This window comes from Xenorhabdus thuongxuanensis (assembly GCF_001908095.1).
In the GTDB taxonomy this organism is placed as follows: Bacteria; Pseudomonadota; Gammaproteobacteria; order Enterobacterales; family Enterobacteriaceae; genus Xenorhabdus; species Xenorhabdus thuongxuanensis.
Genome location: NZ_MKGR01000008.1, coordinates 37,526 through 56,357 on the forward strand (window position 1 = coordinate 37,526; position 18,832 = coordinate 56,357).

The following is an 18,832-nucleotide window of genomic DNA, read 5'->3' on the forward strand; positions in this document are numbered from 1 at the left end:
CCGATTTTCTTTTGCTTTGCACGCAATTTCATCAAATTTAATATTGCGATTTAATTATAATCTAATCAATAAAAGGAACTTCATCTTGTCTGATTCAGTTTTATTTTCTGCGAGTAAAAAGCCAGAGGCTGGAGCACAGCTATTATTTTTTCATCACGCTGGAGGCTCTTGTTTTTCCTATATTGAGCTGGCTCATAAGTTATCGGAATTCATTGAAGTTTATTGTTTGGAGCTTGCAGGCAGGGGAATGCGTGTTTCAGAGCCTTTTCTGGTGGATGCTGAAACTGTTTTGTCTGATATCCTTGGCGCAATAAAGCGTTTAAGGTTAGGAGAGGATAAACCTTTATTACTGTTTGGACACAGTTTGGGAGCGGAACTGGCTTATCAGGTTGCTTGTAGGCTAGAGAATGAATTGCCAGAAAAGCAATTAGCACTCATTATTTCTGCCCGTGGTTTTATTGATCCCGAAGAGTTCAAAAATAAGCCATGTGAGGAATATTCTGACTCTTATATCTTGAATATCCTTGAGCAATGTGAAGGAACACCGTCAGATGTTCTTGCTAACCCCGAATTACGTAATTATGTGATCGAAACAATGAAAAACGATCTCATTTTATTGGATTCTTTGTCTCTATTACCGAAAGAAAAGTTGAATATCCCAACCTATGTGATAGGAGGAGATCGGGATAATAGAGTTCCTGTTTCTCGTTTGGCGGAATGGTGGCGAGTGTTACCTGCGCCAATAGAACAACAAATTTTCGCAGGAGGGCATTTTTATTTGTTCAATAATGATGCAGTGGTTTCTTGGCTCGAAAAACAGGCCAGAGAACTAGCAGGATAGGTTAAAAATTATAATCTAATAACAAAGTAACAATTTAGAAAATTCAGGGTATTAGTGTATAAAAAATAGATAATACGCTATAACGGAAAAGCAATGATCAGATATCAAGAAAAGAAAATCACTGTGAATGATGCTCAATTTGTGTATCTCCATAATCATGAGAATACTAAAACACCCTTATTGTTTCTGCATGGTGCGTTGGCTGATAGTTATATGTGGCATCGACACATGATCGAATTGGAAGATACAGTGTCACCAATAGCTTTGAGCTTGCGCCACTTTGGAGGTTCTACGAAAGTGGGGAACTTTGGTATTGAAACTCATGCTAATGATGTTATTGAAGTTATCCGTAAAATAGGCTGTTCTCCTCTACATCTGGTCGCATGGTCTTATGGTGCTGATGTAGCATTATTGGCAGTATTAAAAGCACCTGAACTGTTTCGTAGTCTTTTTCTTTATGAGCCTGGATATCCCTCTTATTTAACCAAGGATGAATTAGCGCTATTTATGGTAGATGCTCAAGCTATGTTTGGCCCTTTATTTGCATTAACAGGAACAAGAAAACTGACTGAAATGGTGGAAATTCTGATTGATGGTTCAGGAAATCAAAAAGGTTATTTTGCATCACAACCTGAAGCCGTGCGTATGACTCAATTAGCCCAAGCAGATACGGTAATTAAGCAATTGAATCAGAATGAAAAACCAGATATAAGTGTAAACGCTTTGGTGACGATAAAATTGCCAGTGCACGTTGCTTATGGTGAATATTCGCGTCCATTGTTTCAACTTGTTAGTGTGTCAGCAGCAAGAAATATTCCCAATTGTCAATCGGAAATTGTCACAGGGGTAACGCATATGTTCCCTATAGAACAGCCAGCCGCTTTTAGCGCAAGGATAAAGAATTTTATTCGGAATGTATGAGTTAAGTGGTAACTAACTTATGATCATGTATTTGATTATTGACTTAACTCAGTCTCAAGCTCTTAATAATTAGATGGTTGACTCCATAAATAGATAAATTATTAAATAGGAAAAAATTAGTGATATCAGAAAAAATAAGTGGTCAAGGTCGGTTTTCTGGCAAAAAAATAATTATTGTTCATGGACATACTGCTTCGCCTTCATCACATTGGTTCCCTTGGTTAAAAGAGAAACTTACTGAACAGGGTGCGGAGGTTATCATACCTACAATGCCTGATACATCATCTCCTAAACCTGAAGCCTGGGCTAAGATGTTGATGGATATTGCGCCTGAGGCAGACGAAGACTCGATTTTTGTTGGTCATAGTCTCGGTTGTATTACGCTATTGCGGCATTTAGAATCGATGCGTTCTCAGCATCTTCGTATTGGTGGATATATTTTGGTCTCTGGATTTGACTCTCCTCAAATTACTTTACCAGAATTGGATTTTTTTACTGTTGAACCGTTAGATTATGCTTTCTTGCGTGAGGTAACCGAACACCGTTTTTCACTTATTTCATCTAATGATGAAATTATTTCTCCGCAATTTTCTCTGGCTCTGGCTCATTCTTTGCAAACGGAAGTGATTAATATTGATAATGGTGGACATTTCCTTGATAGGGATGGATTCACTCGTTTGTTACCTGTTTATGATATTCTGGAGAATATGCTCTCAGAATGAGTATAGATAAATGGTAGCTTTTAACCCTCCGGTTTATTGGTTTTATTCTGGAGGGAGATATTAAATGTAAAAGACCAGTGAGTTATTTTAAATAAGGTTTGTCGGCTATAAAATTTGACTATCATTTCAAACAGGAACAATATAAAAATATATTTTGGCTTGTTTTTCTGATTTTTCTTATTCTATTTGGAGGTTTATGTGAAAGTGTAAATATAATTTACTAAGGAGTTAATTATGGTGCTAATTCATTTCCCCCTTGTATCTAATGCAAATAATGTTAATTTGATTAATGTAAATTTTGCACACAAGATAGGACAATACTCTGCTAAAGATTTCAAATCTGATTGGGGGATTTTAGTAATCGCTTGATGTGGAGAAAAGCTGGTGAGTTATTTGGTTATCTCTACTACCCGGAAAAAAATGAACAATGTGGCGATGACGTTAAATTAGAAACCTATTTAAAGAAAAATATTTGGTATACCCTAACACAATATGTAAAGCTGAATAGTATCGGTAAACATAATGGTATTTATATCCAATATGTTAATAATAAAAAAGTTTTTAGAACGAATAATCTCAAATTGAGAAATAAAAGTGATGTTTTTATTGATGCAATAAAATGGAGTTCTTTTTTTGGTGGTTCCACACTGGATTGGGCACCACCAGTGGAAAAATATGCTTATTTTGATGATTTTATTGTTAGTGTGGAAAGACCTGATAACATTTAATACGTTGGGAATAAAGATGATCAAACGAAATGGTATGCCATAAAATGCGCGAATAACTTTACATTAGGATAGATATTATGATTATTTCCGCTTCAACTGATTATCGGGATGCAGCACAAGCTAAGTTACCGCCTTTTCTGTTCCACTATATTGATGGCGGAGCCTACGCAGAGCATACCCTTAAACGTAATACCACAGACTTATCCAATATTGAGTTACGCCAGCGTGTGTTGAAGGATATGTCCAAATTAAGCCTGGAAACCAGCTTATTCGGCGAGAAGATGTCAATGCCGGTGACACTTGGTCCTGTTGGACTGACAGGAATGTATGCGCGTCGTGGTGAAGTGCAAGCTGCGCGTGCCGCAGCCAAAAAGGGGATCTCATTTACTTTGTCGACCGTATCAGTATGTCCGATTGAAGAAGTCGCTCCTGCAATAGATCGCCCAATCTGGTTTCAGCTCTATGTGCTAAAAGATCGTGGTTTTATGCGCAATGCACTGGAAAGGGCACAGGCTGCGGGAGTCAAAAATCTGGTATTTACTGTTGATATGCCAGTACCTGGGGCGCGTTATCGTGATGCACATTCCGGTATGAGTGGCTCGAATGCGGCCATGCGCCGTATTTTGCAGGCAATAACTCATCCTCAATGGGCATGGGATGTAGGGCTGTGGGGTAAGCCACACGATCTGGGTAATATTTCTGTATATCGTGGCAAACCGACTAAATTGGAAGACTATATTGGCTGGTTGGGAAGTAATTTTGATCCATCAATTTCATGGAAAGATTTGGAATGGATCCGTGATTTCTGGAAAGGGCCAATGATTATTAAAGGCATCCTTGATCCAGAAGACGCTAAAGATGCTGTTCGTTTTGGGGCTGATGGTATTGTGGTTTCAAATCACGGCGGACGTCAGCTTGATGGTGTTTTGTCAACAGCACGAGCCTTGCCTGCAATTGTGGATGCAGTCAAAAATGACATTACCATTCTTACTGATTCTGGTATTCGGACCGGATTGGATGTGGTAAGAATGATTGCTCTGGGTGCGGATAGTGTTTTGCTGGGGCGTGCTTTTGTCTATGCATTGGCTGCGGCAGGTGAAGCGGGTGTTTCTAATTTACTGGATCTGATTGAGAAAGAGATGCGGGTAGCGATGACCTTAACTGGAGCGAGATCAATCTCGGAAATTAATTCAGATTTACTGGTGTGCAATCAAGGTTAATGTAGGATAGTTGTCATTATTGGTCAGTAGAGTTTATTCCGCTGACCATAGCTAGTTTATCCTTTAAATACCAATGGAGCTTTTTCTTGCAGATAACTTTTATCTATTGTGACTTTGTGCCATTTTTTTATCAAAAATAAGGAATTATTTACTCTCAAGCAGTATCTCACCGTGTGAAAAGAGCTTTGCTTTACCTGTCAGATATATACGATCTCCATCTATTCGACATAACAACTCACCGCCTCGTTCTGATAATTGACGGGCATGAAGCTCTGTTTTATTGAGCTTTTTTCCCCAGAAAGGAGCAAGGACACAATGGCTAGAACCTGTAACAGGATCTTCATTGACACCTCTAGCTGGCGCAAAATAGCGAGAAACGAAATCTGCGGATGAGTCACCGAGAGCGGTAATGGTAAGCCCTGGTAAGGGCAAGGCAGCAATCTTATTAAAATCAGGTTGGGTATTGATAATTTGGTCTACGGAATCCAAAACACAAATATAACGATCATGTGAAGCTAATACTGTGGAAACTTTTTGTTTCAGGGCATCTTGTATAACAGGGATGAGAGCATTTTCTTCATGGCAATCTGCGATAGGGAAATCCAAGGTAAAAACACCATCTTGATGAGAAACTCGGAGTTCACCGGAGCGGCTTTTGAATGTGAGTAACTTCTCTTGGATGTTGCGATAGGTTATGAGGACAAACGCGGTCGCCAGCGTTGCATGTCCACATAAATCTACTTCGACTTTAGGTGTAAACCAGCGTAGGTGGTTTTCTACCAGAAAAGCGGTTTCTGGCAGGCCAATTTCAGCAGCGATAGAAATCAGCGTTTCATCTGTTGGCCATTTATCCAGCAAGACAACCGCAGCCGGATTACCAGAAAACGATTTTTCCGTAAAGGCATCGACGTGATAAATAGGGTATGGATGCATCAGAATCTCACTCAATTTTTATAATGAAAAGTAAATCACAGAATGTTGAAACTATATTGATTTGTAAAGAGTTATTTTATTTGTTTGCAAAATACACAGAAATTGTAGTGTTGACCTTAGGTGATAATGGTTATTAAATAATAATTCATTATTATAGTTTCAATAAGGAAGTATATGAAAATCAAAGGAGCCTCTTGCTTGTTTTTTATTTTGCCAATGTGGTTTTTTCAAGCTCAGGCTTTGGATTTAAGCTACCGAAGCGCTATAACCGTAGATAACAGGCCTTCAGGAGAATATCTGAAAAAGAGATTCAGCCTGGACAGTTCGGATAACGAAAATTGGAACATGGATAAACCAACTAAAGCTAATACCTTAGCTGAGAAGGGGGAGAAGGAACTGAAAGAATATAATGGCAAATTTGAGAAAAAGAGCCTAGGGCTTCCTCCTGATTGGTATGCGCAGAGCTTTAATGCTTATCCCGATATTCAACAGCATTACCTTCGCCAAGAGAGGCAACTCTTCTGGATAAAAGCTGAACGTCTTCAGGGTGCAAACTAAATGTCATTGTTATAATCCCATTAAGGAAAGATATGAAAATCAAAGGATCCCATTATCTGTTTTTTATTTTGTCAGTGTGGTTTTCTCAAGCTCAGGCTTTGGATTTAAGCTATCAGGGCGATATACCCGCAGATAACAAACCCTCAGAAGAGTACCTGAAAAAAAGGGACAAATTGCACGATGAAAATTGGGATAGGGAGAAATTGGTTAAAGATAATGCCTTAGCCGAAAAACAAGAAAATGAACACAAAGAGTATAATAATCGATCTTCTGACTGGTATAGGTCGAACAGCTTTAGCTTTAAGAATTACCCTCCCAATCCGCAAGATTTAAAGCAAGATATAGCACGCTTTATGAAACAAAACTGACGTATTCATAGGAGCAAACTAAACGTCATTGCTATAGGACAACAAATCAAAAGAGGCTTGAAGTTTTTATTAATTGAGCTAGCCGTCGTTAGCGAAGACTTAAACTTTCTCTGAAGCCGTGATGCACAATATGATAACGATTATTAATAATAATTTATTTATTATAGTTCTAATAAGGAAGGATATGAAAATCAAAGGATCCCATTACCTGTTTTTTATTTTGTCAGTGTGGTTTTCTCAAGCTCTGGCATTGGATTTAAGCTACAAAAGCGATATACCCGCGGATAACAAACCTTCAGAAGAATACCTGGAAAAGAGGGACTCCCTAGGACATGGAAGTTGGAACACAGAAAAACTGGCTAAAGATAATGCGTTAGCTGAGAAGAGAGAGAATGAACAGAAAGAATATAATGATAAATTTAATAAGCATCACAATGGGCTTGATAAAGAGAGCTGGAAGCTTTCTTATGATTGGAATGAGCAACAGCTTAAGTTTTTCCATAAGCCACAAGACGACATTATGCACCATTTCAAAGAGCAGGATAAACGCCGTTGCTATAGGGAAACAAGGCAGAAATTAGAAAAAGAACAGGGGAATGGTTATTCCTATTCTGATATTGAAGATGCTTGTCATACTTACTATTAATTGAGTTAACTGGCAGTTAACACAGGTTTAAACCAGTCTCATAAATGTAACAAAAGTGATGGAATAGTGTGTTAAGGATGCTGAAAATAGCGAAAGGATTCGCAAATTTAGCAGCAACTGATAGGGGGTATTCGATCTTGCCAAATATGATTTAAGAGCATGCGATACATTCCTGTTTAAAACTGGCTAATACATAAGTTAATGGCTAATGCTATAAATATCAAACTAGTAATTCTATTAAGAATAGTTTGTATTGATGGTTTGTTGGATATCGTTTTATTTAAAAATCCGGACAAATAGGATATTAGAGTAAATACAATAAAAGCAATTACGACAAATATTAAACCTAGATATAATAGTTGAAGAGATACTGGAGTGGCGATTGTATTTTTAGTAGTAAATTGAGGTAGAAAAGCTAAAAAGAAAACAATCACTTTTGGATTTGATAAATTCATAATCAAACCCTTTTTAATGAATTTTTTTGTATTATTAAAATTTTTGGTGTTGCTTTTGAAATGAATAGGTTTTGCTTTAAAGGCTCCCCAGGCTAGATAGCTTAAATAAAACACGCCAAATAATCTGATAATTTCAAAGACTACTGTATTAGCTTGTATTATTGCTGCAATGCCGAATGAAACTAAAGAGGTATGTATTATTAATCCAATGCATAGGCCAATGGTGATTAATATTCCTGATTTGTATCCATTTATTGCAGACTGACTTAAAACTAAAAGGTTATCAGGGCCAGGCAAGAAACATAGAAAGGTTGAAATACTGATAAATGTAATAAGTGTTTCTATAGAAAGCATATTTATTACCATTATAAAATTAAAAATAACTGATGTTACCATCTATATGAAAAAGTACTGACTATATTAATGTAACCAGGTCATATATAAAAGATGAAAAATCTACTTATAGGTATGAATTAATTTCATACCATGTTCGATAGTTCTTTCAAGATGAGCTTTGATCAGAGGAAAACAGATATCCCTAAACCATCTATGTTCTGGATCTTGGTGATGTTTCGCATGCCATAGCAAATAGTATTGTTGTGATTTAATATCAATAGGTAAGCGTCTTATCTGTAAATCATAGTTTTGAGCAAAATCAGCAGCAATATGCAGTGGTATGGTTAGCATGGTGTCTGTTTTTAACAATAACTCAATGGCAGCCTGGAAAAAGGGAACTGTAGTGTAAATGTGACGATTTAGGTTCATCATTGCTAACGAATGATCTACTGAACTGTCTTTATCTCCACCACCACTAATCAGAATATGTCGGCCTTTTATATAGTTGTTAATGGTCATATCACTATTAGCTTTAGGGTGTGTATTTCTAAATACAACGGCAAGTTGGTCTTCAGCCATCATTTTACCGTATAAGTTATCAGGTATCGAATCGGCAATGGTTGCAACTAAATCAATATTTTGCTCAGCAAACTTATGCAAATTGTCTTTATGCCACAATTTATATTCAATGCTTACGTTAAGAGCATCAACTTCAATGTTAGAAACTATCGTTGGCAAGATGGCCTGGGCAACATAATCACTGGATGCTAAGGTGAATTTTCTCTTACAAAGGTTTGGTGCCATTATCTCTGGTGCATAGAGGTTATCTAATTGCTGCATCAATGACGGAAGCTTTTCTTTCAGTTTTGCGCCTTTTGGGGTGAGAATAAATTGATTTGCCTCCCTCACAATAATTTTGTCATGAAAATCTTCACGCAGATGGTGTAATATTTTGCTCATTGCTGATTGTGTAACACCTAATTGCTTTGAAGACTCAGTTAGGTTAAGTGTTTGCAGTATTGATACTAAAGCTGGTAATAACTTGTAATTATTCAAAATGTGATTTCCATGGGATAAAATATTTAATGATTATAATAATTTTTTTCGACCAATGTGAATCCTGGACAAAATGCCACTAAATATCTCTTATTCGGGTATGGAATGTTAGTGGCAATTTAACCAAAGTTTAAGTTACTTAAGATTTTACTTCTGTCTCATGCAGCCTGCTCATCAAACGGCGGATAGGGATGATTAAAACAAGCAAAATGGCAGAGCAGATGACCAACGATAGTGATACGTTGGAAAATAGTTGAGGCAGGCTATCCAATTTATCTGCACGTACATTACCACCAATCAGGCCAGCAGCTAGATTACCTAATGCACTGGCACAGAACCATAATCCCATGACTTGTCCACGCATGCGTGAAGGCGCTAATACCGTCATCGTTGCCAATCCGATTGGGCTCAGGCACAGTTCACCAAGGGTTAGGAAGAGAACACTGAAAATAATCCATAGTGGTGAAACTGTGCTACCGGTTTCCAATACATTTTGAGCAGCGAACATCATGATTGTAAAACCACCAGCAGCAAACAGCATACCAACCACAAATTTACCAATGCTGCTTGGGTTCATATTGCGTTTTGCTAACGCAGGCCACAACCAGCTAAAGAGTGGAGCCAGCAGGATGATATACAGTGGATTGATTGACTGGAACCAGACAGCCGGAATTTCATAACCCAATACTACTCGGTCAGTATAATCATTGGCAAATAAGTTAAAGGATGTCGGTTTTTGTTCAAATGCTGACCAGAACAGAGCGGCTGAAACCAGCAAGATGAAACAGATCAATAAGCGAACTTTTTCATTGCTGTCTAATCCAGCGAACAGGAATAAATAGGCAAAATAGAGAATCACACTTAAAGAGATGATATAAACTAGCAGATTAGCAACCTTAACTGGATTAAATGGAATTACTCCCATCGCCACAAATGCAACAATTACACAGACAGCTATTAAGATTGCACTGAGCCATTTACCAACATTCTTGCGTTTTATCATTGGCCGATCCCAACAGGAATCCAGTCCTGCTTCTTTATCATAACTACGCATTAATGGAACAGTATAAAAACGGAAAATCAGTAAGGCGAGTAGCATACCCAATCCACCAACGCCAAATCCCCAATGCCAGCCATAATCTTTCACTAACCAGCCAGTAATTAACGCGGCGATTAAAGATCCTAAATTGATGCCCATATAAAATAGAGAGAAGCCACCATCACGGCGAGGATCGTCTTTTTTATACAGTGTTCCTACCATTACGGTGACACAGGTTTTGAATAGGCCAGTACCGAGTGTGATGAGTAATAGTCCAATAAAGAACAGATTATTGCTCCAAATTGCGGAAAGAGCGATTGAGAGATGACCCAAGGCAATAATAATCGAACCATACCAAACGGCAAGGCGTTGTCCTAACCAATTGTCGGCCAGCCAGCCACCAGGTAAGGACGTCAGGTAAATACTGCCAGCAAAAATCCCGACAATTGCCGATGCTTGTTCACGCGGTATTCCCATACCACCTTCAAAGATTGCGGCAGACATAAATAAAATAAGGAGGGGACGAATACCATAGAACGAAAATCGTTCCCACATTTCTGTCATAAAAAGGGCGCTAAGTGGATAAGGATGCCCAAAGAAAGTTCTGCTATTTCTGTTATTGGTTGAAGATTGCATTTAATAATTCTTCCTAAAAATCCATCTGCATGATGGGATGTTTTACAAGTTAGAATGAAAAGGTCGCTTTATAAGCACATTATTAACGTGTTCTTATAAAGTTGATGACTTAATTGTTGGTGTATTTTTAACATGTTCTTTGTGTTTTTCATCTGCACAAAGCACATTTTCTATCTTATATTCTACTTTTTAGAATGAAAATCGATAGAAATCTCAATTTTATAATTTGATAGTTGCTATATGAGGGGAAAGCTTGACTTGAAATATTTTCTATTATCTATAATGTTTTTTATGAAACCTGTAATAAAAAATAATTATTTTTTATTAATTTTAAATAACGTAAAGGCAATCGATTTATTTTTATATGCCCCAGAAATATTGTAGAAACGCAAATAAATCCAGAAGGAGATGTACTGAGTTATTGAAGGAAGATATTGGCTGTTACTTAAAAAATAACAGCCAGATATGTTTATCAGTGGATATTATTGTTGTCACCATACAAAGATGGCATACCTTTAGGACGAGTTTTGAAACGGCGATGCAACCACATATATTGATCAGGTGCCTGCATAATTTCCTTTTCGATCACTTTATTCATGAAGGTTGCTGCTTCTATTTCATCTTGTAGAGGAAAATTTTCTACAGCGGGTTGAATAATTAATTCATAACCCTCTCCATTGGGTAACCTTCTAGGAGTAAAAGGAATCAGTGCAGGTTTGGCCAAACGGACGAGAATTGAGGTTCCAGTTGTGGTTGCGGCATGTTCAACAGCGAATAATGGGGCAAATACACTGTTACGTGGGCCATAATCGTGGTCAGGGGCATACCAAACAATTTCACCATTTTTTAAGCATCGGATCATGCCCTTAACATCTTTCCTATCCAGCATATATTTATTGGAACGGAGACGCCCCCAAGTTTGTAGCCAATCCATGACAGGATTGTCATTTGGACGATAAACACCAATACCTGGGTTCAGCATACCAAAAATACGTGCTCCCAATTCCAGTGTTAAGAAATGGATACCAATGACGATAATTCCTTGGTCTGTGGATTGTACTTGTTGAATATGTTCCCTTCCAGTGACTTTGAACCAACGCTTTATTCGCCAGTCAGGCCAAAACCAGGCCATTCCTGTTTCAAACAGGCCCATGCCAACAGATTCGAAATTTCTGACTAGCCATTCATGTCTTTTCTCTGCTGGCATATCAGGAAAACACAGTGCCAGATTGCGCTCTGCAACTTTGGCTCGTTTTTTCAAGAAACGTAGCGATAGTCGACCAAGTCGGGTTCCCATCCAATAAATCGTTGGATAAGGTAGCAAAACCAGTAAATAAAGTATGCCAATACCCAGCCAAGTCAGCCAGTAGCGGGGATGTAAAAGTGAACGACAAAAAGGAGGTGCTTGTATCATGTGTTTTCTGTATGTTATTTGTTATTTTGAATCGGTTTCAATCTGTCTGAATCATAGATGCCTAAGATAGGCCCTAAAAATCGTATTAGTGTATTGTGACACTTTTTAGTGGAATATCGAAATTTTGAGGCACTAAATATTTAGTCTGGTGATAATTTGTTCGAAAAATTCACTGTTTGGCAAGGTTTTGCTACCTCTGACCACATCATAGTTACCATCTCATAGTATTGGCTATTGGCGCGATGGGAAAACATAAATCACTACCCGCTAACAGGCATTTTCGTTATGATATCCAGCTCTATCAATGGGACGACCATTGAATTTTTTATTTTTTAATCGAAGTTCAGGAAAGTACACCATGCCAGTGTTACATAACCGTATTTCTAATAAAGAGCTGAAAGAGCGCATGTTGGCTGAAATTGAGCCGCGCACTACTATCTCTTTTTATAAATATTTTACTATTTCTGCACCACAGACTTTTCGTGATAGCTTGTATCAAAAGTTTACCGAGTTGTCTGTTTTTGGGCGGGTTTATATCGCCAAAGAAGGTATAAATGCACAAATTAGCGTGCCTTCCAAAAATGTCGATGCGTTGAAGGCATTATTGGATGAGACCGATCCGGCATTATATAATTTACGCCTTAACATTGCGCTGGAAGATGACGGTAAATCATTCTGGGTATTGCGTATGAAAGTGCGTGAGCGCATTGTTGCAGATGGCATTGAAGATGAAACTTTTGATTCATCTAAAACGGGCGAATACCTGAAAGCAGAACAGGTTAACCAAATGTTGGATGATCCTGATACCGTCTTTGTCGATATGCGTAACCACTATGAATATGAAGTTGGGCATTTCGAAAACGCGATTGAAGTTCCATCAGATACGTTTCGTGAACAGTTGCCAATGGCTGTAGAAATGCTGAAGGATAATAAAGATAAAAATATTGTTATGTACTGTACTGGTGGAATTCGTTGCGAAAAAGCAAGTGCTTATATGTTGCATAACGGCTTTCGCAAAGTTTACCACGTAGAAGGTGGTATTATTGAGTATGCCCGTAAGGCGAAAGAGCAAGAATTACCAGTTCGGTTTGTTGGCAAAAACTTTGTCTTTGATGAGCGTATGGGTGAGCGTATTACTGAAGATGTCATTGCTCACTGTCACCAATGCGGATTGACGTGTGATAGCCATACCAACTGCAAGAACGATGGTTGCCATTTGTTATTTATCCAGTGCCCATCTTGTGCAGCGCGTTTCGAAGGTTGTTGTAGTGATGCTTGCCGTGAAGAGATGAAACTGCCAGAAGGAGAACAACGGGCCCGTCGTGCAGGAAGAGAAAATGGGGCTAAGATTTTTAATAAGTCCCGCTACCGATTAAATGATGGTTTGAATATTACATCATTGCAATCTATTAAATAGTTGTGCTTTAAGTAGTATTCATTCCCATCTTTCAAATCGCAGCTTTATTTTCTATGCTTCGTTATCCCATTCATATAATTTGTTATGTGAATGGGATGGGAATTTACTTTATTGTCGCTGCTTGGTAACTTGAAAGCTATTAGTTATAAATAGTATCAGGTTATTTATACTAAAATAGATTATTCAAAAGACTTAACAAAAATATTTAAATATATTGTAAATAAAAATTAACTCTATTTTGTTAGAAACACCTATTTTTTCTATAATATGTCTCTTATGAGAATAAACTGTACTATTGCTAATTTTTAATGTTCTGGCGATTTTATGGGTATCCATTTCTAACATCCAATAATAGATGATGCGATCTTCCTGATCAATAAAAATAGAACAATGTACACTAAAATTAGAAAAATAACGTTGAATATTATATGATGAAATTTCTTTTAGGCGTTCAAGTAATATTGTCAGATCTTTTTTTAATATAAAATCATTATTTTTCAATTGGATGGTGGTTTACTTGATGGGATATGCTTTGTCTATATAAATATAGATGTGAGAATCATAAAATGAAGAAACTAATAATTCCAGTTGTGCACAATATTCACTGTAATAACCATATTTGGTCAAATTAACCAAAATAACATCTGGAGAGAAGACAGATAAAATATTTATGGCATCGCGTATTGATACAGCCTCTAAAGAGAGGATATCCGTATTTTCTTTTAGGGATTCAATAATTCCCAAGCGTGTATAATGGCATTCATCAATGACTAATAGTTTTATTATTTGAACATCCTTGTTCTACTATGGTTATATTTAAATAATCAGCCTAATAGCCAAGCATTAGGTGGATAAACACGGGGGTATATAATACAATATTATGAAAGATAATAAACTATATGGATAATTTTATTGGTTAATATGTGTTCGGTTGTTCATTTGGGACACTCAATATATTGAGTGTCCGAATGTGTTGGAAGTGTTAAATCTTATTTATTGTTAATGTTTAATATGATCAAATTGGTTGTATTCTGAGGATTCTATTTTCTCAATCCCAGCTTGTAAAATGAGGATAAGCTGTTTAGCTACACCTGTTGTTAACCATAACGTTTTGTCAACACTGACATTTTCTGTTGTTTGATCTTGGGTGGATGAGTAATGAAGGCGTATCATCATGGCGTCATAGGCATCGACAGTACTGATATCCCAGCCTACAACAGGGTGTGTTTGAATTATTTCGTTTTCTTTTCCCATATAACCTCCTAATCAGACTACAGAATCATTATTGATATAATTGACTAAGAGCAAAAAGTCTCGTCTAAGACAAGCCTTTAGCAGTATAAACCTTTTTGGCAATCTAAGAAGTGAAAAAAGCAGGATTTTTTGTATCAGAACTGAAGGAAATCATTGTTGGCTATTTCTGCTTTTTATAATAACGCCGTAAGTGTGCGGAAATAAAGGATAATTTCCGCACGATGGGATATAATAAAATTACTCAGATACCCTTACATCCCATTCTGCATCTTCCCCAGCAAGGAATGGAATTAATTTTTCGTCACCACACTCGATGTATTCAATAACTGGAGTTGGTTTGCGGGTGAATTCGATAAAGCCTTCGTTGACTGGCAAACCGTAAAATGCAGGACCATTGAGGGAACAGAAGGATTCGAAATATTTCATTGCACCTATTTCTTCAAACACAGTGGCATAGGCTGCTAGAGCGGTTGGAGCATTGAAAACGCCCGCACAGCCACAAGAGGATTCTTTGCGGTGTAGTACATGGGGAGCGGAATCCGTGCCTAAGAAAAATCGGTTACAACCACTGGCAACAGCTGTTCGGAGGGCTTCCTGATGAATATTGCGTTTTAGTACGGGCAAACAGTAAAGGTGGGGGCGAATGCCACCAACCAGCATATGATTGCGATTGAACATTAAGTGCTGTGGTGTCAACGTCGCGCCTAATTTATCGTTGCCTTCTAGAACATATTCTGCGGCTTCTTTGGTTGTAATATGCTCGAAAACAATTTTTAATTCAGGAAATTGCTGACGCAATGGTTCCATTACCTGTTCGATAAAGCGCGCTTCACGGTCAAAAATATCAATATGAGAAGCGGTAACTTCCCCGTGGATCAGCAATGGCATACCTATTTTTTCCATGGTCTCCAATAATGGGTAGATCTTTTTGATATCGGAAACACCGTGGCTAGAATTTGTTGTTGCATTGGCGGGGTAAAGTTTGCAAGCGGTAAAGATGCCTTCTTTATAGCCCATCTCAATTTGATTGCTGGTTGTTGAATCTGTCAGATAACAAGTCATAAGAGGTTGGAAATGATGATCTGACGGTGTAGCTGCGATTATTCTCTCTTTGTAGGCTTTGGCACTGGCAACATCTGTCACTGGAGGGACGAGGTTGGGCATGACGATAGCTCGGCCAAAAAAACGGCTGGTATGGGGGACAATGGTTTTTAGCATATCATCATCACGAAAATGGACATGCCAATCGTCAGGGCGGCGGATTTTAATTGTATATGATTCAGTGGTCATGGAACCGGCTCCAGAATATAAGTGAAAAATGATGGATGCTGATTCAGCAATCCTTAAGCCGGAGGAGAATGATAAAGTGAAAATAGCTAAATAGCTATTATTGAATGATAATATTCTCTAAATTTTGAAAAGTTGGAATTTTAAGCTTATCTGGTTGAGGGTACGTAGAGGAAATTATCGTATCAAAAAAGGAAAAAATAGAAGTAACAACACGAGGGTGAATTGAATTTGGCTCCTCCAGCTGGACTCGAACCAGCGACATACGGATTAACAGTCCGCCGTTCTACCGACTGAACTATGGAGGAACTCCTTCAAGACGGGGCGAATATTAACGGCATTTTTTGCGTTTGTCAAAGCAGAAAATAGTAATAACGGTTTTATTGCTGAGAATCTGTGCGTCATGTGTGTTTTTTGACTTAAAACCGATTGGTTATGGTAAATCGGGGAACAGAAGCAGGGCATAGGAGTAAGTAACCGAAGAAAAAAACCAGAAGAAAGATCCCTGAAAAGTAGAAATGTTAAGAAGGGGAAAGATAAAAAACAGAAGACCAGAAAGTAAAAAAACCTGATTAGTTAAACTAATCAGGCTTCTCAGAATATTTGGCTCCTCCAACTGGACTCGAACCAGTGACATACGGATTAACAGTCCGCCGTTCTACCGACTGAACTATGGAGGAACTCCTTTAAGGCGGGGCGAATATTAACGGCATTTTTTACGTTTGTCAAAGCAGAAAATAACAATCAATGTTTGATTGCTTATAATATGTACTTGTTGGGTTGTTTTTGATCTTATTTGTGTTTTTAGCGTAGGTATTATGTCGGAACAGCAACTTGAAATAGGGAAGAAATGGGAGAATAAAGAAATAGAAAGTAAATGTGACTATGACGAAAAAAGATGGATAACATATAGTATCCAAATGAAAAAATCCCGACCAGCAATGCCAATCGGGATTTCTAATAATCTGGCTCCTCCAGCTGGACTCGAACCAGCGACATACGGATTAACAGTCCGCCGTTCTACCGACTGAACTATGGAGGAATTGAGTTGTTCCTGAGAACGGAACGAATAATACAGCGAATGGTTTGATGTTGTAAAGTAAAAAAATTAAAAACAAAACCGATTGACTTGTTTTTCATCAAAATGGTTTTTTTTGTTAATTTTTCTTAAAAAATATCTAATAAATTGAGAGTTTACTTATTTTGTAATATTTATTTTCTGTTGTTTATATTGGAAAAAATAAACTTATTTATTATTTTTACCTTTGTGCTTCTTGAATTGTAAGTAAAAAATGTAAAATTTTACAAAGTAGATATATGTAGGATAGGTTTTCAATAGATGCTGGTAACAAGTATGAACATGTTGATCTCAAGAATGGGAAGTAAGAAATCAGGATGAAAAAAGCGGCTTCCCAGTTGGAAGCCGCTTGAAAAGGCTTAGGCCAAGTTACTTTTCTCAACCTTAACATCACGCTAACTTATCCAGCGAGATATTTAAATTTGGCTCCTCCAGCTGGACTCGAACCAGCGACATACGGATTAACAGTCCGCCGTTCTACCGACTGAACTATGGAGGAATTGAGTTGTTCCTGAGAACGGGGCGAATGTTAGCGATGAACTGGAATAGTGTCAACGCAAAAATTCTTTTTCCTTAACTGTTTGCTCGTCATGTGAGCTTGTTGGTTTATCATTGTACTATTCTATTGAATTTATTAGATTCCTGCTCTTTTATTAACCATGTTAATAGATTGAGCATAAGGTGATTGTTCTGAACAGGCGAGCATAAACACATCATAAAAACAAATCCCCTGTTTCTTCTGCATGATATGCTTGATGTCATCTTTAATTGTATTAGGCACGTGGGGATGAGTGAGTATCTTATTGATAGCTTCCTTAGAAACTTGCTCGTTGACAAACCATTCACCGTTATAGCATACCCGTAAATCAAGTACGTCAATATCTTCGAAATGATAGACTGGCTTGATATCAAATAGAAGAACGGCTGCCATAACAATAAAAGCCAGGGTAAATATAAAAAGAGACCAGGTGCCAAAATAGGGTGCGTACCACATGAGCATAGCAAGAAAAGCATAGGCAATCACCATCGCCAGACATAGATAGGGGTGATGGCGGATAAAAATGCTGTTGAAATGTACTTTACCATCACGGTGCTCTTTAAGGTTGATCCGCTCAAGATCCTGAATCAATATCTGTTTTATGATTTTCATAATATTAACCCACTTATTTGTAGACTTATTTATAGAAATTGTGTCGTAAAAAATGCTGAAAAAATCGTGATCGAATTGAAAGTTATGGCTTTTTTAAGGTTAGCATGTCCTGAATCTATATCTGTATAGCAATTGCTTTAATTTATTTGGCAAATTGTTATTGTTGGCAAGCAATATCTTGTATTTTTTTTGCTAAGAAAAAGTTGAATAAATCAAATAAAATTATAAAAAAACCTGTTTATTATGTTATTCTGTTCTAATATTGAGCGCCTGAGTTTTTTTTAAAACGATAATACATAAAAAGGTTGATATTCGCGTGCGGTCATGCGTTAATGCGTTTGGCCTGATTAACAGACCTACTTTATGTACGACATCTTGAGTTAATGAGTTATGTGTAAGTGCTATCCTTGGTAGCCTTTGTTGACCGTTTCCTTCTTAGTGCCTCCATAAGTAATAGCTGATACTGGCCAACACATGCCCGAGGTGGCGAGTTTTTTTTGATATATAGGAAAGTCAAATGTCTGACAAAATGAAAGGTCAAGTGAAGTGGTTCAACGAATCTAAAGGCTTTGGTTTCATCACTCCAGCTGATGGTAGCAAAGACGTATTCGTACATTTCTCTGCCATTCAAGGTAACGGTTTCAAAACCTTAACTGAAGGCCAGAACGTAGAATTCACCATTGAAAATGGTGCCAAAGGCCCAGCAGCAGCAAACGTGACTGCTATCTAATTTCTGCCTTTATGCCTTATTTAAGCTCGCCAATGCGAATGCC

Annotated in this window: 19 protein-coding genes and 4 tRNA genes; 10 read left to right on the plus strand and 13 right to left on the minus strand. The window is 37.6% G+C overall.

The annotated features are described in order from the left end of the window. The first annotated feature begins 85 nt into the window (after window positions 1–85). The 5 genes from Xentx_RS07310 (at window position 86) to lldD (ending at window position 4,432) form a co-directional block, all read left to right on the plus strand. A complete protein-coding gene (locus tag Xentx_RS07310; RefSeq protein WP_074019602.1) occupies window positions 86–841 on the plus strand; it encodes a thioesterase II family protein in 756 nt (251 codons plus the stop codon). Window positions 842–934: 93 nt separating this feature from the next. Next, on the plus strand, window positions 935–1,762 hold the full coding sequence (locus tag Xentx_RS07315) for an alpha/beta fold hydrolase (protein WP_083600899.1): 828 nt from the start codon (window positions 935–937) through the stop codon (window positions 1,760–1,762). 119 nt (window positions 1,763–1,881) lie between these two features. Beyond that, the gene (locus Xentx_RS07320) at window positions 1,882–2,484 is read left to right on the plus strand and encodes an RBBP9/YdeN family alpha/beta hydrolase (RefSeq protein WP_083600900.1); all 603 of its coding nucleotides are present in this window, start codon (window positions 1,882–1,884) and stop codon (window positions 2,482–2,484) included. A 365-nt stretch (window positions 2,485–2,849) separates the two neighbouring features. Then, window positions 2,850–3,212, plus strand: a complete 363-nt coding sequence (locus Xentx_RS07325) for a polysaccharide lyase (protein ID WP_339373713.1) — start codon at window positions 2,850–2,852, stop codon at window positions 3,210–3,212. A gap of 77 nt (window positions 3,213–3,289) precedes the next feature. Then, window positions 3,290–4,432 carry an FMN-dependent L-lactate dehydrogenase LldD gene (lldD, locus tag Xentx_RS07330; RefSeq protein ID WP_074019604.1) on the plus strand — a complete coding sequence of 381 codons (1,143 nt, stop codon included), beginning with the start codon at window positions 3,290–3,292 and terminating at the stop codon, window positions 4,430–4,432. 144 nt (window positions 4,433–4,576) lie between these two features. Here the strand turns inward: lldD and Xentx_RS07335 are convergent, their stop codons facing one another. After that, window positions 4,577–5,365, minus strand: a complete 789-nt coding sequence (locus Xentx_RS07335; RefSeq protein WP_074019605.1) for a PhzF family phenazine biosynthesis protein — start codon at window positions 5,363–5,365, stop codon at window positions 4,577–4,579. Between the two features lie 174 nt (window positions 5,366–5,539). Between Xentx_RS07335 and Xentx_RS07340 the strand changes: the two genes are divergently transcribed. The 3 genes from Xentx_RS07340 to Xentx_RS07350 all read left to right on the plus strand — a co-directional run bounded on the left by Xentx_RS07340 (window position 5,540) and on the right by Xentx_RS07350 (window position 6,937). Next, entirely contained in the window at window positions 5,540–5,923 is a 384-nt protein-coding gene (locus tag Xentx_RS07340; RefSeq protein WP_074019606.1) for a hypothetical protein, read from the plus strand. Between the two features lie 32 nt (window positions 5,924–5,955). Then, on the plus strand, window positions 5,956–6,291 hold the full coding sequence (locus Xentx_RS07345) for a hypothetical protein (protein WP_074019607.1): 336 nt from the start codon (window positions 5,956–5,958) through the stop codon (window positions 6,289–6,291). Between the two features lie 184 nt (window positions 6,292–6,475). Further along, on the plus strand, window positions 6,476–6,937 hold the full coding sequence (locus Xentx_RS07350) for a hypothetical protein (protein ID WP_074019719.1): 462 nt from the start codon (window positions 6,476–6,478) through the stop codon (window positions 6,935–6,937). A gap of 176 nt (window positions 6,938–7,113) precedes the next feature. Here the strand turns inward: Xentx_RS07350 and Xentx_RS07355 are convergent, their stop codons facing one another. From Xentx_RS07355 to Xentx_RS07370, 4 genes are all read right to left on the minus strand, one after another. Further along, entirely contained in the window at window positions 7,114–7,746 is a 633-nt protein-coding gene (locus Xentx_RS07355; RefSeq protein WP_074019608.1) for a LysE family translocator, read from the minus strand. Between the two features lie 102 nt (window positions 7,747–7,848). Continuing rightward, on the minus strand, window positions 7,849–8,784 hold the full coding sequence (locus Xentx_RS07360) for a LysR family transcriptional regulator (RefSeq protein ID WP_208607557.1): 936 nt from the start codon (window positions 8,782–8,784) through the stop codon (window positions 7,849–7,851). Window positions 8,785–8,923: 139 nt separating this feature from the next. Beyond that, window positions 8,924–10,459, minus strand: a complete 1,536-nt coding sequence (locus tag Xentx_RS07365; protein ID WP_074019610.1) for a peptide MFS transporter — start codon at window positions 10,457–10,459, stop codon at window positions 8,924–8,926. 472 nt (window positions 10,460–10,931) lie between these two features. Beyond that, window positions 10,932–11,873: a Kdo(2)-lipid IV(A) acyltransferase gene (locus Xentx_RS07370; protein ID WP_074019611.1), complete on the minus strand. Its 942-nt coding sequence runs from the start codon at window positions 11,871–11,873 to the stop codon at window positions 10,932–10,934. A gap of 358 nt (window positions 11,874–12,231) precedes the next feature. Between Xentx_RS07370 and trhO the strand changes: the two genes are divergently transcribed. Then, window positions 12,232–13,290, plus strand: coding sequence for an oxygen-dependent tRNA uridine(34) hydroxylase TrhO (gene trhO / locus Xentx_RS07375; RefSeq protein WP_074019612.1), 1,059 nt, complete (start codon window positions 12,232–12,234; stop codon window positions 13,288–13,290). A 192-nt stretch (window positions 13,291–13,482) separates the two neighbouring features. On the opposite strand, the gene Xentx_RS19780 is transcribed toward trhO, so the two are convergent. The 8 genes from Xentx_RS19780 to Xentx_RS07415 form a co-directional block, all read right to left on the minus strand. Next, on the minus strand, window positions 13,483–13,791 hold the full coding sequence (locus Xentx_RS19780; protein ID WP_279625082.1) for a helix-turn-helix transcriptional regulator: 309 nt from the start codon (window positions 13,789–13,791) through the stop codon (window positions 13,483–13,485). Window positions 13,792–14,289: 498 nt separating this feature from the next. After that, a complete protein-coding gene (gene bssS / locus Xentx_RS07385) occupies window positions 14,290–14,544 on the minus strand; it encodes a biofilm formation regulator BssS (protein WP_074019613.1) in 255 nt (84 codons plus the stop codon). Window positions 14,545–14,781: 237 nt separating this feature from the next. After that, window positions 14,782–15,834: a dihydroorotase gene (gene pyrC, locus Xentx_RS07390; protein ID WP_074019614.1), complete on the minus strand. Its 1,053-nt coding sequence runs from the start codon at window positions 15,832–15,834 to the stop codon at window positions 14,782–14,784. 229 nt (window positions 15,835–16,063) lie between these two features. Beyond that, window positions 16,064–16,139 (minus strand) — tRNA-Asn (locus tag Xentx_RS07395). Window positions 16,140–16,435: 296 nt separating this feature from the next. Further along, a tRNA-Asn gene (locus Xentx_RS07400) sits at window positions 16,436–16,511 on the minus strand. A 286-nt stretch (window positions 16,512–16,797) separates the two neighbouring features. Further along, a tRNA-Asn gene (locus tag Xentx_RS07405) sits at window positions 16,798–16,873 on the minus strand. Window positions 16,874–17,332: 459 nt separating this feature from the next. Further along, a tRNA-Asn gene (locus Xentx_RS07410) sits at window positions 17,333–17,408 on the minus strand. A 135-nt stretch (window positions 17,409–17,543) separates the two neighbouring features. Further along, a complete protein-coding gene (locus Xentx_RS07415) occupies window positions 17,544–18,059 on the minus strand; it encodes a YlaC family protein (RefSeq protein WP_074019615.1) in 516 nt (171 codons plus the stop codon). A 517-nt stretch (window positions 18,060–18,576) separates the two neighbouring features. Between Xentx_RS07415 and cspE the strand changes: the two genes are divergently transcribed. Next, complete coding sequence (cspE, locus tag Xentx_RS07420; protein WP_047766586.1) at window positions 18,577–18,789, plus strand: transcription antiterminator/RNA stability regulator CspE; 213 nt, start codon at window positions 18,577–18,579, stop codon at window positions 18,787–18,789. Window positions 18,790–18,832 lie beyond the last annotated feature (43 nt).

Excerpts from the sequence above, each read along its gene's own strand:
- Xentx_RS07315 (WP_083600899.1), top strand. The coding sequence starts at position 935 with ATGATCAGATATCAAGAAAAGAAAATCACTGTGAATGATGCTCAATTT.
- lldD (WP_074019604.1), top strand. The coding sequence starts at position 3,290 with ATGATTATTTCCGCTTCAACTGATTATCGGGATGCAGCACAAGCTAAG.
- Xentx_RS07335 (WP_074019605.1), bottom strand. The coding sequence starts at position 5,365 with ATGCATCCATACCCTATTTATCACGTCGATGCCTTTACGGAAAAATCG.
- Xentx_RS07340 (WP_074019606.1), top strand. The coding sequence starts at position 5,540 with ATGAAAATCAAAGGAGCCTCTTGCTTGTTTTTTATTTTGCCAATGTGG.
- Xentx_RS07345 (WP_074019607.1), top strand. The coding sequence starts at position 5,956 with ATGAAAATCAAAGGATCCCATTATCTGTTTTTTATTTTGTCAGTGTGG.
- Xentx_RS07350 (WP_074019719.1), top strand. The coding sequence starts at position 6,476 with ATGAAAATCAAAGGATCCCATTACCTGTTTTTTATTTTGTCAGTGTGG.
- Xentx_RS07355 (WP_074019608.1), bottom strand. The coding sequence starts at position 7,746 with ATGCTTTCTATAGAAACACTTATTACATTTATCAGTATTTCAACCTTT.
- Xentx_RS07365 (WP_074019610.1), bottom strand. The coding sequence starts at position 10,459 with ATGCAATCTTCAACCAATAACAGAAATAGCAGAACTTTCTTTGGGCAT.
- Xentx_RS07370 (WP_074019611.1), bottom strand. The coding sequence starts at position 11,873 with ATGATACAAGCACCTCCTTTTTGTCGTTCACTTTTACATCCCCGCTAC.
- trhO (WP_074019612.1), top strand. The coding sequence starts at position 12,232 with ATGCCAGTGTTACATAACCGTATTTCTAATAAAGAGCTGAAAGAGCGC.
- bssS (WP_074019613.1), bottom strand. The coding sequence starts at position 14,544 with ATGGGAAAAGAAAACGAAATAATTCAAACACACCCTGTTGTAGGCTGG.
- pyrC (WP_074019614.1), bottom strand. The coding sequence starts at position 15,834 with ATGACCACTGAATCATATACAATTAAAATCCGCCGCCCTGACGATTGG.
- Xentx_RS07415 (WP_074019615.1), bottom strand. The coding sequence starts at position 18,059 with ATGAAAATCATAAAACAGATATTGATTCAGGATCTTGAGCGGATCAAC.
- cspE (WP_047766586.1), top strand. The coding sequence starts at position 18,577 with ATGTCTGACAAAATGAAAGGTCAAGTGAAGTGGTTCAACGAATCTAAA.